General features: G+C 72.4%; 17 protein-coding genes and 1 riboswitch. Of the genes, 7 read left to right on the forward strand and 10 right to left on the reverse strand.

Annotated elements, in window-relative coordinates:
• The first annotated feature begins 7 nt into the window (after positions 1-7).
• The gene (locus ACZ6O5_RS05845) at positions 8-934 is read left to right on the forward strand and encodes a GNAT family N-acetyltransferase (RefSeq protein ID WP_465974686.1); all 927 of its coding nucleotides are present in this window, start codon (positions 8-10) and stop codon (positions 932-934) included.
• Positions 935-997: 63 nt separating this feature from the next.
• The gene (locus tag ACZ6O5_RS05850) at positions 998-1,216 is read left to right on the forward strand and encodes a hypothetical protein (protein WP_465974688.1); all 219 of its coding nucleotides are present in this window, start codon (positions 998-1,000) and stop codon (positions 1,214-1,216) included.
• A 69-nt stretch (positions 1,217-1,285) separates the two neighbouring features.
• On the opposite strand, the gene groL is transcribed toward ACZ6O5_RS05850, so the two are convergent.
• The 3 genes from groL to ACZ6O5_RS05865 all read right to left on the reverse strand — a co-directional run bounded on the left by groL (position 1,286) and on the right by ACZ6O5_RS05865 (position 5,173).
• A complete protein-coding gene (groL, locus tag ACZ6O5_RS05855; protein ID WP_465974690.1) occupies positions 1,286-2,908 on the reverse strand; it encodes a chaperonin GroEL in 1,623 nt (540 codons plus the stop codon).
• 275 nt (positions 2,909-3,183) lie between these two features.
• Positions 3,184-4,860, reverse strand: coding sequence for a hypothetical protein (locus tag ACZ6O5_RS05860; protein ID WP_465974692.1), 1,677 nt, complete (start codon positions 4,858-4,860; stop codon positions 3,184-3,186).
• Positions 4,861-4,969: 109 nt separating this feature from the next.
• The gene (locus ACZ6O5_RS05865) at positions 4,970-5,173 is read right to left on the reverse strand and encodes a cold-shock protein (protein ID WP_357300033.1); all 204 of its coding nucleotides are present in this window, start codon (positions 5,171-5,173) and stop codon (positions 4,970-4,972) included.
• 223 nt (positions 5,174-5,396) lie between these two features.
• On the opposite strand from ACZ6O5_RS05865, the gene ACZ6O5_RS05870 reads away from it, so the two are divergent.
• Positions 5,397-5,912 (forward strand): GNAT family N-acetyltransferase, encoded by a 516-nt coding sequence (locus ACZ6O5_RS05870; protein ID WP_465974694.1) that lies wholly within the window; start codon positions 5,397-5,399, stop codon positions 5,910-5,912.
• A 120-nt stretch (positions 5,913-6,032) separates the two neighbouring features.
• Positions 6,033-6,269, forward strand: a complete 237-nt coding sequence (locus tag ACZ6O5_RS05875; protein WP_465974696.1) for a hypothetical protein — start codon at positions 6,033-6,035, stop codon at positions 6,267-6,269.
• Positions 6,270-6,290: 21 nt separating this feature from the next.
• On the opposite strand, the gene ACZ6O5_RS05880 is transcribed toward ACZ6O5_RS05875, so the two are convergent.
• The 4 genes from ACZ6O5_RS05880 to thrC form a co-directional block, all read right to left on the reverse strand.
• The gene (locus ACZ6O5_RS05880; RefSeq protein WP_465974698.1) at positions 6,291-7,241 is read right to left on the reverse strand and encodes an ATP-grasp domain-containing protein; all 951 of its coding nucleotides are present in this window, start codon (positions 7,239-7,241) and stop codon (positions 6,291-6,293) included.
• A gap of 143 nt (positions 7,242-7,384) precedes the next feature.
• On the reverse strand, positions 7,385-9,058 hold the full coding sequence (gene paaN, locus ACZ6O5_RS05885; RefSeq protein ID WP_465974700.1) for a phenylacetic acid degradation protein PaaN: 1,674 nt from the start codon (positions 9,056-9,058) through the stop codon (positions 7,385-7,387).
• Between the two features lie 52 nt (positions 9,059-9,110).
• Complete coding sequence (locus ACZ6O5_RS05890; RefSeq protein ID WP_465974702.1) at positions 9,111-10,130, reverse strand: GNAT family N-acetyltransferase; 1,020 nt, start codon at positions 10,128-10,130, stop codon at positions 9,111-9,113.
• 398 nt (positions 10,131-10,528) lie between these two features.
• Complete coding sequence (thrC, locus tag ACZ6O5_RS05895) at positions 10,529-11,818, reverse strand: threonine synthase (RefSeq protein ID WP_465974704.1); 1,290 nt, start codon at positions 11,816-11,818, stop codon at positions 10,529-10,531.
• Positions 11,819-11,831: 13 nt separating this feature from the next.
• A riboswitch (SAM riboswitch) is annotated at positions 11,832-11,965 on the reverse strand.
• A gap of 212 nt (positions 11,966-12,177) precedes the next feature.
• Here thrC and ACZ6O5_RS05900 point away from each other — a divergent pair.
• On the forward strand, positions 12,178-12,810 hold the full coding sequence (locus ACZ6O5_RS05900; protein WP_465974706.1) for a DUF4232 domain-containing protein: 633 nt from the start codon (positions 12,178-12,180) through the stop codon (positions 12,808-12,810).
• A gap of 233 nt (positions 12,811-13,043) precedes the next feature.
• Here the strand turns inward: ACZ6O5_RS05900 and ACZ6O5_RS05905 are convergent, their stop codons facing one another.
• The gene (locus ACZ6O5_RS05905; protein ID WP_465974708.1) at positions 13,044-13,496 is read right to left on the reverse strand and encodes a DoxX family protein; all 453 of its coding nucleotides are present in this window, start codon (positions 13,494-13,496) and stop codon (positions 13,044-13,046) included.
• 214 nt (positions 13,497-13,710) lie between these two features.
• Between ACZ6O5_RS05905 and ACZ6O5_RS05910 the strand changes: the two genes are divergently transcribed.
• Positions 13,711-14,079, forward strand: coding sequence for a hypothetical protein (locus tag ACZ6O5_RS05910; protein WP_425788877.1), 369 nt, complete (start codon positions 13,711-13,713; stop codon positions 14,077-14,079).
• On the forward strand, positions 14,072-15,694 hold the full coding sequence (locus ACZ6O5_RS05915) for a hypothetical protein (RefSeq protein WP_465974710.1): 1,623 nt from the start codon (positions 14,072-14,074) through the stop codon (positions 15,692-15,694). The genes ACZ6O5_RS05910 and ACZ6O5_RS05915 overlap by 8 nt, the downstream gene beginning before the upstream one ends.
• A gap of 6 nt (positions 15,695-15,700) precedes the next feature.
• Here ACZ6O5_RS05915 and ACZ6O5_RS05920 read toward each other — a convergent pair whose 3' ends face one another.
• Entirely contained in the window at positions 15,701-16,585 is an 885-nt protein-coding gene (locus tag ACZ6O5_RS05920; RefSeq protein ID WP_465974712.1) for an ABC transporter permease, read from the reverse strand.
• Positions 16,585-19,449 (reverse strand): alpha/beta fold hydrolase, encoded by a 2,865-nt coding sequence (locus ACZ6O5_RS05925; protein ID WP_465974714.1) that lies wholly within the window; start codon positions 19,447-19,449, stop codon positions 16,585-16,587. Before ACZ6O5_RS05925 ends, ACZ6O5_RS05920 begins: the two co-directional genes overlap by 1 nt.
• Between the last annotated feature and the right edge of the window lie 159 nt (positions 19,450-19,608).

The raw sequence follows: 19,608 nt of genomic DNA on the forward strand, positions 1-19,608 counted from the left end.
GGCGACCATGGACGTGGAGATCATCGAGCTGGGTCCGGACCGCCTGCCCGAGGTCGTCGCGCTCTGCCGGCGGGCGCTGGACCTGCCGGAGGACGCGGCCGAGGCACCGGCCGTGGTGGCCACGCTGGCGGTGCGGGCGGCGGCCGACCGGCCGGTACTGCTGCTCGGCGCGGTCCGCGACGGCACGCTGGTCGGGGTGCTGGTCGGGTCCCGGTCGGTGACCGATCCGCGGCTCGGTCACGTCGACCTGGTCACGGTGGCCCCGGCGCACCGCCGCCAGGGGATCGGCGCGGCGCTGCTGGCCGGCGCGGAGGCCCGGCTGGCCGCGCTCGGCGCGTCCGAGGTGCTGCTCGCCGGCAATCCGCCGCACTACGCGTGGCCGGGCATCGACGTCCGCTACACGCCGGCGGTCTGCGCCGCGTTGCGGCTCGGGTACCGGCAGGACCGGACCGCCTGGAACATGACCGCCTCGCTGACCGAGGGGTCGGCGGCGCTGCGCCCCACCGAGACCACCGAGCGGCGGCTGGCCGAGCGGGGCGTGACGGTACGCCGGGCCGTACCCACGGACCTGCCGGCGCTGGAAGCGTTCGCCCGCGCCACGTTCGGCGGCGTCTGGGACGGTGAGCTGGCCGGTTCGGTGGGCCGCCCGGACGCGGGCACCCACCTGGCCGAGCGGGACGGCGAGATCCTCGGGTTCGCCGCGTACGGGTCGGCGCGGCCGAGCTGGTTCGGGCCGATGGGCACCGCCCCGGCGGCCGAGGGTTCCGGGATCGGTGGGGTGCTGCTGCGCCGCTGCCTCCGCGACCAGGCGGCGGCCGGGATCACCGAGGCGCAGATCGGCTGGGTCGGCCCGGTGCCGTTCTACTCGAACGCGGTCGGGGCCCGGATCGAGCGCGTCTTCTTCCTCTACCGGAAAGCCATCAACGGGGCATAACGCCGTTCCCCCTCCACGTCTGTCGACCGGCCCCTACCGTTCGAGGGGCAGAGGAGGCCCGTTATGACCACGGAGAACGAACGGACCGACGACCCGGCAGCGGGCCGGCGCCAGAGCGGCGAGCTGCCCACCGAACGGCTCGACGTGGGCGACGCCGAGCAGGACGCGGCGGACCAGCCGGCCGTGGAGGAGCCCCGGCAACCGGTGGACGAGCCGAGGCGGCTGCTGCCGCCGTACGACCGGGCGCACAAGCGACGCAACCAACGCCCACTGCCCACCTGACGCACACGCGACAGGGGGCGGACCGCTGACGCGGCCCGCCCCCTGTCGGCGTACTGGGTGGAGCTGGACTCAGAAGTCCATCTCCCCGCCACCCGGGCCAGCCGGGGCGGCCGGGGCCTTCTCCGGCTTGTCCGCCACGACGGCCTCGGTGGTGAGGAACAGCGCGGCGATCGAGGCGGCGTTCTGCAGCGCGGAACGCGTCACCTTGGCCGGGTCGATGATGCCGGCGGCCAGCAGGTCCACGTACTCGCCGGACGCGGCGTTGAGGCCGTGACCCGGGTCGAGGTTGCGCACCCGCTCGACGACGACGCCACCCTCAAGGCCGGCGTTGACGGCGATCTGCCGCAGCGGGGCGTCCAGCGCGATCTTGACGATCTGCGCGCCGGTCGCCTCGTCGCCGGCCAGGTCCAGCTTGTCGAAGGCGGTCTTGCCGGCCTGCACCAGCGCGACGCCACCACCCGGGACGATGCCCTCCTCGACGGCGGCCTTCGCGTTGCGGACGGCGTCCTCGATGCGGTGCTTGCGCTCCTTCAGCTCGACCTCGGTGGCCGCGCCGACCTTGATCACCGCAACACCGCCGGCCAGCTTGGCCAGACGCTCCTGCAGCTTCTCCCGGTCGTAGTCGGAGTCGCTCTTGTCGATCTCGGCCCGGATCTGGTTCACCCGGCCCTGGATCTGCTCGGCGTCACCGGCGCCGTCGACCACGGTGGTCTCGTCCTTGGTCACCACGACCTTGCGGGCGCGGCCCAGCATGTCGAGGGTGACGGCGTCCAGCTTGAGGCCGACCTCCTCGCTGATGACCTGGCCACCGGTGAGGATGGCGATGTCGCCGAGCATGGCCTTGCGGCGGTCACCGAAGCCCGGCGCCTTGACGGCGGCCGACTTGAAGGTGCCACGGACCTTGTTGACCACCAGCGTGGCGAGGGCCTCGCCCTCCAGGTCCTCGGCGATGATCAGCAGCGGCTTGCCCGACTGCATGACCTTCTCCAGGATCGGGAGCAGGTCCTTCACCGACGAGATCTTGCTGTTGACGATCAGGATGTACGGGTCGTCGAAGACGGCCTCCATACGCTCCGGGTCGGTCATGAAGTAGGCGGAGATGTAGCCCTTGTCGAAGCGCATGCCCTCGGTGAGCTCAAGCTCCAGGCCGAAGGTGTTGCTCTCCTCGACGGTGATGACGCCTTCCTTGCCCACCTTGTCCATCGCCTCGGCGATGATCTCACCGACGGTGCTGTCACCGGCGGAGATGGAGGCGGTGGAGGCGATCTGCTCCTTGGTCTCCACGTCCTTGGCGAGCTTGAGCAGCTCCTCCGAGACGCTGGCCACGGCGGTCTCGATGCCCCGCTTCAGGGCCATCGGGTTGGCGCCGGCGGCTACGTTGCGCAGACCCTCGCGAACCAGGGCCTGGGCCAGGACGGTCGCCGTCGTCGTGCCGTCACCGGCGACGTCGTCGGTCTTCTTCGCGACCTCCTTGACCAGCTCGGCGCCGATCTTCTCGTACGGGTCCTCGAGCTCGATCTCCTTGGCGATGCTCACACCATCGTTGGTGATGGTGGGGGCACCCCACTTCTTCTCGAGCACGACGTTGCGGCCCTTGGGTCCGAGCGTCACCTTCACGGCGTCGGCGAGCTGGTTCATGCCCCGCTCGAGGCCGCGGCGCGCCTCTTCGTCGAACGCGATCATCTTGGCCATACGGCGTTGTCCTCCTGGACACTCACGGGCCACCCGGGATGCCCGGATGGGCCGTCTGGTGTACGCACCTTGGGGACGTCGCCACCTGGCGACGACGACGTCCTCCTCGGTCGGGCCGGACAGCCCGCGACGACCGGCCCCGTTCCGCTCCGGCACCCCTGCGGGCACCGACGCGGCCGTGGCCCTACCGCCCCGACCATTGGCACTCACCGTACGCGAGTGCCAATGACTTGTTTAGCACTCTCCCTAGCCGAGTGCAAGCACGACCGCACCGCTCAGCCGAGTTCCGCAGCCAGCCGGGCCGCGTTCACCGGGCCTTCGTGGGCCCGCTGCTCGGCGTACGCGACGACCAGCCCGACGAGCTGCGCGAGATAGGCCGGCGCGGCCAGCGCGGCACCCACCACGGCCAACGTCACTGCCCCGACCGCGGTGCCCGGCCCGGACATCGGATCGGTGCCGAACGCCGCGCCGCTCACCGCACCCATCACGGCGTCCAGCACGACAGCCGCGACCAGCGCGCACGCCACCAGCGCCACCCGACCCAGCACCATGCCGAAACGGTTGTGGAACATCCGCCAGGCCCGCCCGACCGGCTCCTGCCGCTCGAACAGGTAGACCGGCCCGAACAACGCGACCGCGAACCCGGCGTAGATGCCGGGCAGCAGGCAGAGACAGGCGCCGACCGTGATCAGCAGCGAGACGACGATCGTCCAGCCCCAGAGGCCGAGCGCGCGCCGCACGCCGTACCGGAGCGCCCCGCCGAGGCCGGCCGGCTCGCCGGCCGCCTGCCGGGCGACCACCCAGGTGCCCGCACCCCAGCCGAGCGCCTGGAGCGGACCGAAGACCAACGCGGCGAACAGGACCGCGCCGTAGAACACGAACATGTGCTCCAGATAGCCGTCCGGCAGCACCGGCGCGCCGTCCGGGCCGGTCGCCATCTCGTCGGTGGGAACCAGAAAGAGCGAGAGTACGGAGATCACCGCCGCCGGGACGCCCTGGGTGAGCAGCACGATCGGCAGGAGTTGCCGCCACCCCCGCCGCACCGCGCCGACGCACCGCGCGAACCATCCCCCGACGCCCGCGTACGGCGGGGTGACCAGCGGGTCCTGCGGATCGAGACCGGGGTACCAAACCCCGGACCCCGGGTGCCCCGGATATGCGGCGCCCGGCATCGGCGGCCCGGGGTAGACCGCACCCGGCATCGGCTGACCCGGATACGGCACGCCCGGCATCGGCTGACCCGGGAACGCCGCACCCGGCATCGGCTGGCCCGGATACCCCGCGCCCGGCATCGGCTGGCCCGGGAACGGCACGCCCGGCATCGGCTGGCCCGGGTGCGCCGCGCCCGGCATCGGCTGGCCCGGGTGCGCCGCGCCCGGCATCGGCTGGCCCGGGTGCGCCGGCCCGGCGGCGGGCCAGGGCCAGCCGGCAGGTGGCGTGGAGCCCGGCGCGGGCCCGCCCGGCGGGAAAGGCGGGGCGGCGGGCCAACCGGGCGGCGGGGTACCAGGCAGGCTCGGCGCCCCCGGGGCGGAGCCCGGCGCGGACCAGCCCGACGGGACGTCCAGCGTGGCGGGCCAACCGGGCGGCGCGGGCTCCGGCGCGGGCCAGCCGGCAGGCGGGGCCGAGTGGGGCCAGCCGGCAGGCGGGGCCGAGTACGGCCGATCGGCGGTGGTCAGGTCAGCCCACGGATCGACGGGCGGCTGACCGGCGGGCGTCTGACCGGCGGCGGGCAGTTGCGGCCAGGACGGCCCGGACTGCTCCGGCACCGGCCCGGCGGGCGGCTGACCGGCAGCGGGCGGCTGCGGTCCGGACTGGTCCGGCACCGGCCCGGCGGGCGGTTGCGACCCGGACGGACCCGACTGCTCCGGCACCGGCCCGGCGGGCGGCGTGGGCCGGGCCGGGTCGGCCGGGGGCACCGGCTCGGTGGAACCCGACGGGGGCAGGTCGGACATGGGCCCTCCTCAGCGGCAACGGCTGGAACGGCTCATGATCTTCCACGGTGCGGGGCGGCATCGCAGCCCCGGTCGGGGTGGTTCGGCCGCGGGCGACGGCCGGCAGCGATCAGGCGATGAGGCGGACGTGCTCGGCCTGCGGACCCTTCTGGCCCTGGGCGATCTCGAACTCGACCCGCTGGCCGTCGTCCAGAGCCTTGTAGCCGTCCATCTCGATCGCGGAGAAGTGGACGAAGACGTCCTGACCGCCGTCGACGGCGATGAAGCCGTAGCCCTTTTCGGAGTTGAACCACTTCACGGTGCCCTGTGCCACGGTGCACTTCCTCACTCTGCGCGGCGTCCCAACACCCGGAGACCGGCGGACCGGCACCGGCGGCGCACCGGTTTCGGCGATCGGCGAGGGCCGCTGAATCGGTGACCGAAATCGCACGCTACACGAGGAGTGACGACCGCGCACGACCACAAATCGGGCATATTCCGGGCGCGGTACGGCACCCGGACGCGCCCGCTCCGACCCGGTCCGGTATGTATGCGGCATGACCAGCGCGCCCGTCCCGCCCACGGTCCGGCGGATCCGTCCGGAGGACGCCGCCCGGATGCGGGCGCTCCGGTTGGAGATGCTGGCCGACAGCCCGCTGGCCTTCCTGGAGACGGTGGCCGAGGCCGCCGCCCGCTCGCACGCGGACTTCGCGGCCCGGGTGGCGACGGTCTCGCGCGGCGACCAGGTCGCCCAGTTCGTCGCCGAGGCGGACGCCCGCCTGGTCGGTCACGCCGGTGGCATCGCCGCCCCGGACGAGCCGGGCCTGACGCTCGTCTACGCGGTCTACGTGACCCCGGCTCGCCGGGGCACCGGGCTGCTGGCCGGGTTGGTGGACGCGGTGGCGGCCTGGTCCCGGGCCTGCGGGCGGCCCGAGTTGATGATGGAGGTGGTGGTCGGCAACGACCGCGCCTGCCGGGCCTACCGCAAGTTGGGCTTCACCGACACCGGGGTACGCGTCCCGCACCCCCGGCTGCCCGTCCTGCGCGAACTCCAGATGCGCCGCCCCGCCTGAGCACGGTGCGGTGCGGTGCGGTGCGGTGCGGTGCGGACGACCAAACCGTCGATATTTTCCCAGTCGAAGAAGATTGTCTCTTACGGTATCTATGTCCTTTCTACGCGACATCGGAGGATCGTGATCGAGATGGCTCAGAAGACGCAAGCCACCAAGCCCATGCCGGTCGTGTTCATGTTCTCGCCGGACCAATACCGCGTCGTTCCCAACGAGGAGCTCAGTGAGTGGGAGGACATGCTGTTCAAGCGCTTGGGCCTACGGGCGGAGATGCGGAGCGGCTCGCTGCCCACCGTCTCGTTCTGCGGTTCCGGGACAGCGATCGAGGACGCCTGCGACTGTGACACCCTGGCCGCGTAGCCATCGACGCGTGGCGCTGCCTCACGCCGGGGCCTGCTGGCGCAGAAACTGCGCCAGCAGCTCCGTCAGCGGCAACCCGGCTCCGGCTTCGGCGAACAGGAACTGGCCCTGGGGGTTCAGTTCCAACCACACCGGCTGCCCGTCCTCGTCCAGCTTGAGGTCGACGATCCCCATGCGTACGCCGAGGAGCCGCAGTACCGACCGCAGTTTCGCCAGCACCTCGGGCGGCGTGTCCCAGGGCTTCATGGGCGTCGTATGGTCGATCCGCCAGTCCAAGCGCTCCGAGTCGAGCAGCGCGGCGTGGACCTGATCGCCGAAACAGTGCGCCCGCACGTGGAACCTGCCGGGGACGTACCGCTGGTAGATGGCAGGGCAGAGCCGCATGGACTCCTCCGACGCGAGGATCTCCTCGGTCACCATGCCCGTGATGAGGCCGCCCGCGCCGCGTGCACCCTGCACCGCCTTGACCACCACCCGGTGATCCATCGCCTGACAGAAGTCGCGGATCCGGGCCGGATCCTGACTCACCAACGTGGGTGGTATCCGAAATCCCGCGCGGCCCGCGGCCCGCAACTGCGCCATCTTGTTGTCCGCGGCGTCGGTGGCGTGCGGCTCACTCACCCACGTGCCACGGAACTCCGCCTCCAGGACGCCGCGCAACGCCGCCCGACAGTTGCTCTGGATCACCGCCAGGTGTGCCGGGTCGTCGATCTCCGGCGGGACCTTCTGCGGCGTGTTCACCCGACGCCACCAGATGACGTCGATGTCCTGGACGGAAATCTCGCCGTCCGTGCCGGGCAGGACGCAGTCGCCGCGGTCGCGGTGGGACCAGGAGAAAGAGTCCGAACCGGACAGCCGGTCCGTCTCGACGATCTGGCAGCGGGTGTCCGGGTAGGCGTTGAGGGCGCCAGCCACCGCGAGGGCGTGCAGGTCACCCGCCTCGCTCAGGATGACGATCCGGTTGTGACGCACCCCTACGCCCCTCGTCCGACAACACGCGACAAAGCAACTATATTACTTTTGTCCGTATCGGCGGCGAGAGCCGGCCGGTCGCAGGATCACCGTTGAGAGGGGGCCCCTTCTCTACCGGATGCGTTAAGAAGGGGCCCCGCCTTTCATGCGTGGCGGCGTGACTGGACCACGCGGAAGCGGTTGGACACGTAGGCGCCGTCGGTCAGGGCGGAGTTGGCCGCCGCGTTTGCGCCGGAGCCGTGGAAGTCGGAGAACGCCGCCGACTGGTTGACGAACACGCCACCGGTCAGGTTGCAGGACAGGTGCACGCCGGCGTCGATCGCCGCCGCCTCGGCCGCGTCCAGCACGGCCTCGTCGGTGGAGTAGACGGCCGCGGTCAGCGCGCCCTTCTCCCCCACCGTCTCGCGCAGGATGCGCAGGCTGTGCTCGGTCGAGTCGGTCGCGATGGCGAACGAGATCGGCCCGAACCACTCCCGCGCGTACGTCGCGGTGTCGCCGGCGTCCAGCTTGACGACGGTCGGCGTACGCACCACGGCGCCCGGGAAGGACGGGTGCTCAACGGTGCGGGACTCCAGCACCGGTTCGCCGACCTTGGTCACCTCGTCGAGGCGCTCCAGCACCCCGTCGTTGACGATCGCGCCGGTCAGCTCCACGCCCCGGGCCGGGTCGGCGGTGAGCTTGGCGACCGCGCCGGCGATCCCGGCGGCCACCTCGTCGAAGCTCTTGTGCCCCTGGTCGGTCTCGATGCCGTCGCGCGGGATGAGCAGGTTCTGCGAGGTGGTGCACATCTGGCCGCTGTAGAGCGTGAGCGTGAAGCCCAGGTTGCGGCAGAGCCCGGCGAAGTCGTCGGTGGAGTCGATCACCACCGTGTTCAGGCCGGCCTTCTCGGTGTAGACGGCGGCCTGCCGGGCGTTCGCCTCCAGCCAGTCGCCGTACTCGGTGGAGCCGGTGAAGTCGACGATCTTCACGGCCGGGTGCAGGGCCAGCGTCGAGGCGAGCTTCTCGCCGTCCGCCTCGGGGGCGAGCTGCACCAGGTTCGGGTCGAAGCCGGCCTCGGCGAGCACCTGGCGGGCGTACTTCACGGTGATCGCCAGCGGCAGCACGGCGCGCGGGTGCGGCTTCACGACCACCGGGTTGCCGGTGACCAGCGATGCGAAGAACCCGGGGTACGAGTTCCAGGTCGGGAACGTGTTGCAGCCGATGACCAACGCCACCCCGCGCGGCACCACGTGGAACGTCTTGGTCATCCGCAGCGGGTCGCCCTTGCCGGCGGCCTTCTCCCAGCCGGCCGTCCCCGGGTGGCGGCTCATCTCGGCGTACGCGTAGGCGACCGCCTCCAGCGCCCGGTCCAGCGCGTGCGCGCCGCCGGCCTGGAACGCCATCACGAACGCCTGCCCGCTGGTGAACTGCACGGCGTTGGCCAGCTCGAACACGTTCTTGTGCAGCCGGTCGAGGATCTCCAGGCAGATGCCCGCGCGGGCCTTCGGGCCGGCGTCGCGCCAGGCCGGCAGCGCGGCGGTGGCGGCGGCCACCAGCTCGTCCGCCCCGGCGTGCGGGTAGCGGACGTCCAGCGCCACGCCGAACGGGCTGGCCTCGGTGGCCACGGTGGTGCCGTCGCCCGCCTGGTCGAGCGGGAAGTCGCCGCCCAGGTACGCCTCGAAGGCGGCCTTACCGTCGGCGGCGGCGGTCTCGCCGTACACCCGGGGGCTGGGCGACTCGGGATAGGCGGACCAGTACCCGCGCTCCGTGATGGCGGTCAGCGCCCGGTCGAGGGTCTCGGCGTGCCTGGCGTACAGGGGGTGCGGGGTCTCCGTCATGCCCGCCATCATGCAACAGGAAGGCACCAGATCAGTAGGGGCGTGTCACAACTCAGATCGCCAACTGCCAGTCGACCGAGCCGGCGGCCGGGCGGAAGCCGAGCTGCTCGTTGATCGCGATCATGGGACCGTTGGCGGCGGCGTTCCAGGTGTCGACGGTCCGCAGCGCCGGTTCGTGCCCCAGCGCGTACGCCAGGTTGGCGACCTTGCAGAGCAGGCCGAGCCGGTGGCCGCGGTGCCCGGGTTCGACGATGGTGATCTGCTGCCAGGCGTGGTCGGTGCTGCTCGCCGCCAGGCTGAGCTGGCTCCAGCCGACCAGCCGGCCGGACGCCTCGTGCACCGCGCCGGTGTTGTAGCGGCGCACCCCCCGGGCGTCGAGCGCCCGCTCCACGCCCCGTTTCCGCTCGGCGTCCATCTTCTCCTGCTCCCACTCCAGCTCACCCATCGGCGCGTCGAGCAGCAGCCGACCCTCCAGGTGCGCGGTGTCCGCGACGTACTCGTCGGGCGTGTGGTCGCGCCAGTGCACGGTCCGGTAGCCGGTGGCCGCCGCGCGGGCGTCGGCGTGCAGCGCGGCCAGCCGGGTCCGGTCGAGCGCGGTCACGTCGAGCCGGCGGCGGACGTCGGCGTTGGCCGCCCTCGCGCCCATCGCGGCGGCGAACGCCGCGCCCGGGAACTCCCGGTCCTCCTCGCCGGGCAGCGCGGCGGCGGTGGAGCCGACCAACCGCTTGCCGCCGTGCTCCCGGAACAGCCGTACGCCGTGCTCGTGCAGCACGCGCCCGATCCCGCGACGCCGGTGGGCCGGGTCGACCACCAGCTCGACGCTGGCGTTCTCGGTGTTCTCCAGCGTGTGCAGATGCAGCCGGAGCCAGCCGACCGGCTCGCCGTCGAGGCGGGCGACGAGCCACCGCCCGTCGATGCCGGGCATCGGGTGCCGCAGCAGCGCCTCGAACCGCCGCCGGCAGGTCGGCGGCAGGTCCGGCTCGTCGACGGCGCGGGCCGCTTCCGCGATCCGGTACGCCGCGTCGAGCGTCGGCAGGTCGGCCGCGTCGAGCGGGGTGACGGTCAGGCCCATGGCGGCGAGCCTGCCCCGGAAAAAGCGACAGGGCCAGCGGTTTTCCGCTGGCCCTGTCCTACGTTGGTCGGGAGGGACGTTCGCACAACGCCTCCGGCGTTGGGTCGCAAAACTTTGAAAAGTCTCCGGCGAATGCCCTCCCGCACCGAGCATCTTGCGCCGTCCGGTTCCTGCCGTCAAGTCCTGCGGTGACAGTTTTCCGACACGCGCCGCACATCCCCCGTCACCGCTGGTCGCCCGCGATCCCTCTCCCGGGCGAGCCCCCGCCCCCGCCGCACCAGGCCCCCGCCCGGCCCGGCGCGCGAGTTGACCAAGGAGTTTGCGTCGGGCGCAGCACTCCACGCCGACGCGAACTCCTTGGTCAACCTCGCGGGTGGGTGGGGTGGGGTGGGGGTGGGTCAGCCCAGGAGGCCGGCGTCGCGGGCGGCGCGGAGGCTGGGCTTGATGCGGTGGGTGGGGCCGGAGGCGGCGGCGACCGCGTCGAGCGTCTTGAGGCCCTCGCCGGTGTTGAAGATCACCGTCTCCGCGGTCGGGTCCAGCCGGCCCGACTCGACCAGCTTGCGCAGCACCGCCACCGTCACGCCGCCCGCCGTCTCGGCGAACACGCCGGTGGTGCGCGCCAGCAGCGTGATCCCGGCGCGGATCTCGTCGTCGTCGGCGTACTCCATCCAGCCGCCGGTGCGGCGGACCGCCTCCAGCGCGTAGACGCCGGCGGCCGGGTCGCCGATGTTGAGCGACTTGGCGATGCCGGTCGGCTTGACCGGGACGATGGTGTCGCGGTCGTCGTGCAGCGCGGTGGCGATCGGGTTGCAGCCGGCGGACTGCGCGCCGAACACCTTCCAGCCGCCGGCCGGCGCCTCGACCAGGCCGATCTCCACCAGCTCGGTGAACGCCTTGTCGATCTTGGTGAGCAGCTCGCCACTGGCCATCGGGATCACCACCTGGGCCGGGATCCGCCAGCCGAGCTGCTCGGCCACCTCGTAGCCGAGCGTCTTGGAGCCCTCGGCGTAGAAGGGCCGCACGTTCACGTTGACGAACGCGGTGTCCTCGAACTCGTCGGTCTCCACCAGCTCGCCGCAGAGCCGGTTCACGTCGTCGTACGAGCCGTCGATGGCGACCAGGTCACCACCGTAGACGGCGGTGGTGACCACCTTGCCCTGCTCCAGGTCGCTGGGGATGAAGACCACCGACGGCACACCGGCACGGGCCGCGTGCGCGGCGACCGAGTTGGCCAGGTTGCCGGTGGACGCGCAGGCGTAGCGGGTGAAACCGAGCGCCCGGGCGGCGGTCAGCGCCACCGACACCACCCGGTCCTTGAACGAGTGGGTGGGGTTGGCGCTGTCGTCCTTCACCCACAGCGACGCGGTGATGCCCAGCTCGGTGGCGAGGTGACCGGCGGCGACAAGCGGGGTCAGCCCCGGGTCGAGGGTGACCCGGGTGGCCGGGTCCTGACCGGCCGGGAGCAGAGCGGCGTAGCGCCAGATGCTGTTCGGGCCGGCCTCGATCTGCTCCCGGGTGACGGCGGCCAGGGCGGCGGTGTCGTAGTCGACCTCCAGCGGGCCGAAACACTCGTAGCAGGCGTGCTGGGCGGCCAGCGGGTAGCGCGCGGAACAGGCGCGACAGACCAGGGCGCGGGCCGGGCTGCGGGAGGTGTCGATGCCGGGGACGGCGGAGAGCGTCGACGTCATGTCGAGGAAATTCCTCTCATCTTTCCCCGCATCGCCGGGTGCGGCGGGGACGGAATTGGCACCTGCCCGCAGGGCGCTCGGCGTCGAGCGTGCGGGTGGTTGCCGGGGCGTCGTCGGGCCGTATCCCTCAGCCCCTCTGGATGAGGTATGCAGTTGTGCCGTCGATTCTATGCGCCGCCCACGGCCCCGCCACCCCGGGTCTCACGCAGTGGGCCGCCCCACCGGCCCCGCCTCCCACTCCTGACCTCGGTCGATCATGAAGTTGGCGGCGACAAAGCGGACGGTGGCCGCGGTCAACTTCATGATCGCCGGAAGGTGGTGGGCCACGGGCCGATCGGGTGGGGTGGGATGATCGCCGGATGCGACGGGTGGTTGGCCGGATCGGAGGGCTCGCGGGGGTTGCGCTGCTGGCGGCCTGCACCGCGACGCCGGCACCGGTCGACCCGCTGCCCGGGCCGCCGGACGCCGAGGTCACGCCGTCCCCCTCGGTGGCCTGCACCCCGGAGGGCATCCGGATCACCGAGCTGGGCGTGAGCGCCGCGATGGGGTTGCGGGCCATGGGCCTGGAACTGGTCAACTGCGGAACCCAGCCGTACGAGCTGCGCGGCTACCCGGCGGTCAGCCTGCGGGACGCCGACGGGGACGCGATCAAGGTCAGGATCATCCCCGGCGCGACGGGGATCACCTCCGGCTTCGACGCCCCACCGACAAAGCTCGTGCTGCGCCCCGGCGAACGGGCCGGCGCCGCGCTGCTCTGGCGCAACACGTTCACCGATCCGACCGTGGAGGCCACCGAGGGCGCTCAGCTCGACGTCGCGCCGGTGGCCGGCAGGCCGGCGTACGCGGTGGCGATGGACGGGACGATCGACCTCGGCAACACCGGCCGACTCGGGGTCAGCGCCTGGAAGCGCCGCGACGCCGACCCGACCACGGAACCGGTCACGCCGAGCGCCCCGCCCTCCCCGGTCGAGACGCCGGACAATCCGCTGTAGCCGGTCAGCCCGTCACTCGGCAGCGTCCGGCACGAACACACCCAACCCCTGGTGGCCGTACGACTCTCCGGTCTCGATCAGGATCGTGATGGCCTGCCGCACGGCAGTCGGTGCGTACCCGGGTCTGGTGTGACGCCCCGCTCCCCCGCTCCCGACGCTGCCGCTGACAGATCTTGGTACGGAACCGCCCTCGGAGGGGCACTCCCGTACCAAGATCTCGGGCGCGCGGCGGGTCAGGCCGGGACGGAGGCGCGGCGGGTCGCCGGGGTGAGGTCGGCGGGGGCCGCGCGGCGGCGGGAGATCAGGGCGTCGAGCGCCCAGGTGCCCGGGCCGAGCACCGCGACCAGCAGGAACGACCAGCAGAAGAGCGCGGCCAGTTCGCCGCCGTTCTTCATCGGCAGCAGGCCGTGCGGCTGGTGCACCACGAAGTACGCGTACGCCATCGAGCCGGAGGCGAGCAGCGCGGCGGGCCGGGTGACCAGGCCGACGAGCACGAGCACGCCGCAGACGAGCTGGATCAGCGCGGCCCACCAGCCGGGCCAGGTGCCGGCGGGAACCGCGCCGCCGGTGGCCGGGTTGCCGCCGAGTATTCCGAAGATCGACGCCGCGCCGTGGAGCAGGAAGAGAAAGCCGACGACGATGCGGAACAGGGAGAGCACGGGACCGTTCAACTGCGCCGGGACCATGGGAAACCTCCTGGGACGGGTGTGGGACGACGTCCAGGATGGCCGGCATAAACATTGAAGGTAATAAATTCCTTGCTGGCGGGACAATCTTGTGGGAACGCTCCCATGATATGGAAGTCGGGTAGCCGACAGGAAGACCTCGGACCGGTCGGAGTGTGGCGGCGGTGCACTAGCGTGCTCATTGCTCCCCAGTGGACCTTTCGGGAGGTGACCGGTGGGATCGGAGCGGGTCACGCTGGTGGCGGTGTGCGCCGAGGAGGCCGCACAGCCGCTGGTCGACACACTGACGGCGCGCGGGGTCGCGGCGCAGGCGTCCGGGCGGCGCAACCTCGACGGGGCCGCCGTCACGTCGTGGATGGTGGTCGCCGGGGTGGCGCTGAAGATGGCGCCGGACATCCTGCGCGCCCTGGCGGAGCTGGTCAAAGAGTTCCGCGTCGGTCGGGTGGAGGTGAACCTGGCCGAGCGCACCTTCGCCGTCGACAACCCAGGTCCGGCGGACATCGAGGAGCTGTTGCGCCAGTTCCGGGCCGCGACGGAGCTGCCGGCGGGCGACGACGCGGCGGACCGACCACCGGATGCTTGACGACACCGTCCTCGACCACGTCGTACGCTCGCAGGTGGGTGCCGCCGTCCGGACGTGGCGGCACGAGCGCGACGGTCACAGCCCGATGAACGTGGTGCTGGACGTGGTGGACGAGGTGATCGGCCACCCGTACGCGGTGTACTGGGTCGACGGCGACGTGCCGGAGATGTTCTCCCTGCCGGGCCTGGACCCGTCGGTCGTGCTGTTCAACACGCGGTACCTGGAAATGATCGCGCACCTGCAGGGGATCATGACCGCCGGCCACCTGTCTCCCGAGCTCCTGGCGGAGGTGGCCGAACAGGTCAGCCTGCGCATCGTCGCGGAGCTCGTGCTCCGGTACGGCGACCCGAGCCTGGCGTGTCACCTGCTGGTGGAGTCGCTGCCGGCCAGCACGAACTACTACCTGCCGGTGACACTAACGGATCTTGAGCATATGCCGATCGGCCACCACTACATGGCGGTGTGGTTCTATCCGCTGCTGCACGAACTCGGCCACGTTCACGCCACGCACCGTTCTACCGAGGAGCACGAGCTGACCGGCGGCGAGGAGCACCTCGACCGGCTCATCAGCGAAACGGCCCGCAAGATGTTCAGTGCGGGCCGGGAGGACGACATACGCGGATGGCACCGCCAACGGGGGCGTGCCTCGCTGGATCACCGGGTGCTCCGGGAGGAACTCGACGCCGACGCGTTCTCGATGCAGGTGCTGTACTCAGCCACCATCCGGGTGCTACAGCGCAACGGCACGCTCGAAGAGTTCGACGCCGACCAGCTCGCCGGCGAGATCCTGCTGATGTTCGGATCGATGCACGTCATGAACAGTTGCATGCTGGCCGCCCGCTACGGGGCCCGGCTGGCGAAGGGCTCGCTCGACCCGTTCCAGAACGTGGCGAACAACGTCCGCCTCAACAAGATGATCGACTTCTTGTCGCTGTACCTCGCCACCGGCGGCGACCCTGGCCCGGACTTCGACCGGGAGACCGTCGACGAACTCCACGCCGCCCTGATGGCGAGGCACGCCCGATTCAACGAGCAGTTCACCGCGTTCGATGCGGGACATGTGCGGGCGATGCGACTCAGTGTGCGCCCGGAGGAGCGGCGGCTGGACGTCTTCGGCCGCCTGGCCGCAGCGGTCTCGGACGATCATCCGGCCGAGCCCGTCGTCCGGCGCGAGGTCGAGCGCTTTCTCGACCTGGCCCGGACGCTCGACGTCCAGCACCCGGACCTGGACCTGCTCGCCGCGTTCGTCGCCCGGCCCGCCGACGCGGCGGAGACACTCGGCCACCAACAGCGCGTCTTCCTGGTCCCCTGGGTGACCGGCGAGGGCGTCGACCAGCCGTTCGGCCTGCCCGCACACGACGAGCTGGTGGTCTTCGTGTTCGCGGCCCAGCGCGCCGTCGAGTACTTCATCGAGGAGTCCCGCCCGATGCTCGCGCCCGGCCTCGACCTGAAGCTCGCCGCCTTCGTCAGCCCCACCGACCAGAACGTGATCACGCTGCTGTTCCGGCGACTGCCCGAGCACCGGCCGCACATCCAGGTGGTGTTCCAGGGCAGCGACGCGTTCGCCGAACGCTTCCGCCAGCTCGGTGACGGGACGTTCTGGCCGCCGGAGTGACGGCCCTCAGCTCGTGATGTCCTTGCGGGTGAAGCGCCAGAACGCGAGCCCCCAGAACAGCGTGGCGTAGACGACCGCCGAGATCGCGCCCTTGACCACGTCGTCGGTCTGCATCGGCGACGACAGCAGCCCCAGCCAGGCGCTGCTGTAGTGGGTCGGCAGCAGGTTACGCAGCCCGCCCAGCGCGGTGATCTGGTCGAGGATGCTGGACAGGATCCAGAGCAGCACCGCCCCGCCGACCGCGCCGAGCGCCGCGTCCGTGGTCACCGAGAGCAGGAACGCCAGGCCGGCCACCACCAGCAGCACCACCGCCAGGTAGCCGAGCACACCGACCAGCCGCAGCAGCCCGTCGGCCGGGGCCAGCTCCGCGGAGACCTGGCTGCTCAGCGGCTTCCAGCCGTAGCGCAGCGTGCCGGCGAGCAGTGCGGTGCCGGCCAGCAACACCAATGCCAACCCGGAGTACGCGAGCGCGACCACCAGCTTCACCGCCAGCAGCCGGGCCCGGGGCACCGGCACGGCCAGCAGGTAGCGCAGGCTCCCCCAGCTCGCCTCGCTGGCCACCGTGTCCCCGCAGAACAGCGCCACCACCACGACCAGCAGGAACGACGCCGACACCAGGATCGAGAACAGGGTGAAGTTGAGCCCGCCCGAGGTGGCCAGGTCGGCCAGGCTGGCGAACTCGCCGCGCCCGCCCCCGTCGTCGTCCCCGGAGTCGAACTGGAACGCCACCAGGATGATCAGCGGCAGCAGCACCATGAACCCCAGCGCCAACTGGGTACGCCGCCGCGACGCCTGCCGCCGGAACTCCGCCCCGAACGGCGTCGTGGCCGACGGCCGGTAGCCGCCCGCCGCGCCGCCACTGCCTTTCGACGCCACCGAAGAGTCCACCATCACCGATCACCGCTTCCCCGAGAGTTCTCGCCGACCAGGGCGAGGAACGCGTCCTCCAGGCGGCGCCGGGGCACCACCCGGTCCACCCCGATGCCGGCCCGGACCAGCTCGGCCACCACCTCGCGGCGGGCGGTGCCGTTGGTGTCCACCACCAGCCCGCCGTCGGCGTCCGGCAGCACCCGTACGCCGTCCAGCCGATCGAGCACGGTCCGCGCGGCGTCCGGGTCGCTCACCTCGAACAGCACGCTCGGCGACTCACCGACGATCTCCTCGACCGGGCCGGACGCCACGATCCGGCCCTTGTTCACCACCACCGCGTGCGTGCAGGTCTGCTCCACCTCGGCCAGCAGGTGACTGGAGACCAGCACCGCCCGGCCGTCGGTGGCGTAGCGCTGGAGCACCCGGCGCATCTCGGCGATCTGCGGCGGGTCCAGCCCGTCCGTCGGCTCGTCGAGCACCAGCAGCTCGGGCAGGCCGAGCATGGCCTGCGCGATGGCGAGCCGCTGCCGCATGCCGTGGCTGTACTTCTTCGTCCGCCGGTGCACCGACGCGCCCAGGCCGGCGATCTCCAACGCCTCGTCGAAGTGCGCGTCCGCCCAGGGCCGTCCGGTGGCCCGCCAGTACGCCCTGAGGTTGTCCAGCCCGGACAGGTGCGGCAGGAAGCCCGGCCCCTCGACCAGCGCGCCGATCCGGGACAGCACCGGCGAGCCCGGCACCAGCCGGTGCCCGAACACGTAGATCTCCCCGGCGGTGGGCTGGGTCAGCCCCATCAGCACCCGCAGCGTGGTGGTCTTGCCGGCGCCGTTCGGCCCGAGCAGGCCGACCACCTGCCCGGGGTGCACCTCGAAGTCCACGTCGGAGACGGCGACGAAGCCGTCCGCGTACTCCTTGCGCAGGTTGCGCACGGCGAGCGGGACGCCCGCGTACTCCGGGTGGATGGAGCGGTCCTGGCGGCGGTGCCGGCGGCGGGCGAGCAGCACGACCACGACGAGCCCGACCGCGATCGCGGCGAGCAGGCCGGCCAGCACCCAGCGCCAGATCGCGGCCGAGGTGGGGATCGGCGCGGCGTCGACGGTGGGCAGCACCAGCGGGCCGTCGCCGAGCGCCACGGTGTGCACCGCCGGCTCGGCCGGCGTGGCGTACGCCTGGTCGGACGTCGCCACCACGAGCCGCAGCCGGTGTCCGGCCTCGATCCGCCGGACGATCGCCGGCAGCGTGACGGTGACCGGCGTCGCGGCGGCCAGCGTCGACGGCAGGCCGGTCAGCCGCACCGGCGCGACCAGGCCGTCCGGCAGCGTCGACGCGCCCTGCGGGTCGACGTCGTAGAGCTTGACGAAGAGCACCGCCTCGCCGGTCCGCGAGGCGACCCGGATCCGCACGTTCGGCGCGCCCACCACGTCGACCGGGTCGTCCAGCGGCGCGGACTCGAAGCGGGCGTGCTGGCCGGGGATGTCGCCGGCCACGCCGTCCAGCAGCGAGCCGAGCGCGCCGGCGAACGGCACCGCGGAGATCGCCGCCGGGTTGCCGTTCGGCGGTACGGCGACCGGCTGGGCCGGGCCGGTCAGCGTCACGTCGCGGCGCTTCTGCCCGGCCACGCCCGGGTAGTCGTCGGTGCGGTAGCCGGTGGCCACCAGGCCCCGGTCCAGCGCGTCGAAGCCGGCGATCCGGGAGAACGTGAACGTGTCGCCGGGCGCCGCCCCCTCGCCCTTGACGTAGTGGTCGAGCCACTGCGCGGTCAAGAACTTCACCCGGTCGGAGTCGGAGGTCGGGCCGGCGCCGCCGTCGTGGCCGCCGGTGAACCAGGCCACCCGTACCGGCGTGCCGGCGGCGGCGATACCGCGCGCGTTGGCGTCCGCCTCGGTGAGCGGGAACAACGTGTCCGCCTCGCCCTGCACCAGCAGCGTGGGCGCCTTGATCCGGTCCAGCACGCCGGCCGGTGACGAGCGGCGCAGCAGTTCGACCGCGGCGTCGTCGGCCCGGCCGGTGGTGGCGATCCGCAGGTACGCGGCGCAGACGTCCTCGGCGAACCGGCCGCAGGACGGGTCGGACGCGCCGCCCGGCGCCCGGCCGGAACCGCTGCCCGGCCCCGCGCCCGGCTGGGGAGTCGCCGGCCCGGCGGAGGCGGGCGCGCCCTCCGGTACGGCGGCGGTGGCGCCGGACAACCCGGCCGGCCCGGAGCCGGCGTTGCCGCCGCCGCCGAAGAAGATGCCGGCCCAGCCCTTCTTGAACACGCCCTCGGTGGGCGGCTTGCCGGTGCTCTCCGGCAGGAACGCCCGGGACAGGTCGTTCCAGGTGATCATCGGGACGATCGCGTCGACCCGCTTGTCCTGCGCGGCCAGCAGCAGCGCCAGGCCGCCGCCGTACGAGCCGCCGACCACGCCGACGCGCGGGTCACCGGCCGCGTCGAGGCGGACCTCGGGGCGGCCGGCGAGCCAGTTCAGCAGGCGCTGCGCGTCGCGTACCTCGTAGTCGGGGCTGTCCAGGTGGATCTGGCCGCCGGAGCGGCCGAAGCCGCGGGCGGTCCAGGTGAGCACCGCGTAGCCCCGGGCGACCAGGTCCTCCGCGTCCGGGCGGACCGACTCCTTGGTGCCGCCGAAGCCGTGCGCCAGCAGCACCGCCGGCACCCGGTTGGCGTCGGAGGCGTCGTCCGGCAGGTAGAGCGTGGTGTCCAGGTCGACCGGCTCGGTCCCGTCCGGCCCGGACCGCACGGTCAGCAGCGCCGACTCGGTCCGGAAGTCCGTACCCCGCGGGCGGACCGCCCAGACCAGCGCGGCGGCGACCAGGGCGACCACCAGCACGGCGGCGACGATCCGGCGCGGACGGCCGGCCAGGGCGCGCCGGACCCGCGCGACGGGTGATCTCATGCGGCACACGGTACGGCCCGCCGGCTGAGCGTTCCCTGAGATCCGCCGTACGTTCGTCCGGTTGCGCCGTTCGGCGCGTGCCGCCCGTCGTCCGCAGAAGGTCCAGAGCATCCCAGCGGGATGTATTCGGATCACGTGAATTTACCTCTACAGCCGCAA

The sequence above is a fragment of the Micromonospora sp. NPDC049201 genome, from assembly GCF_055586805.1.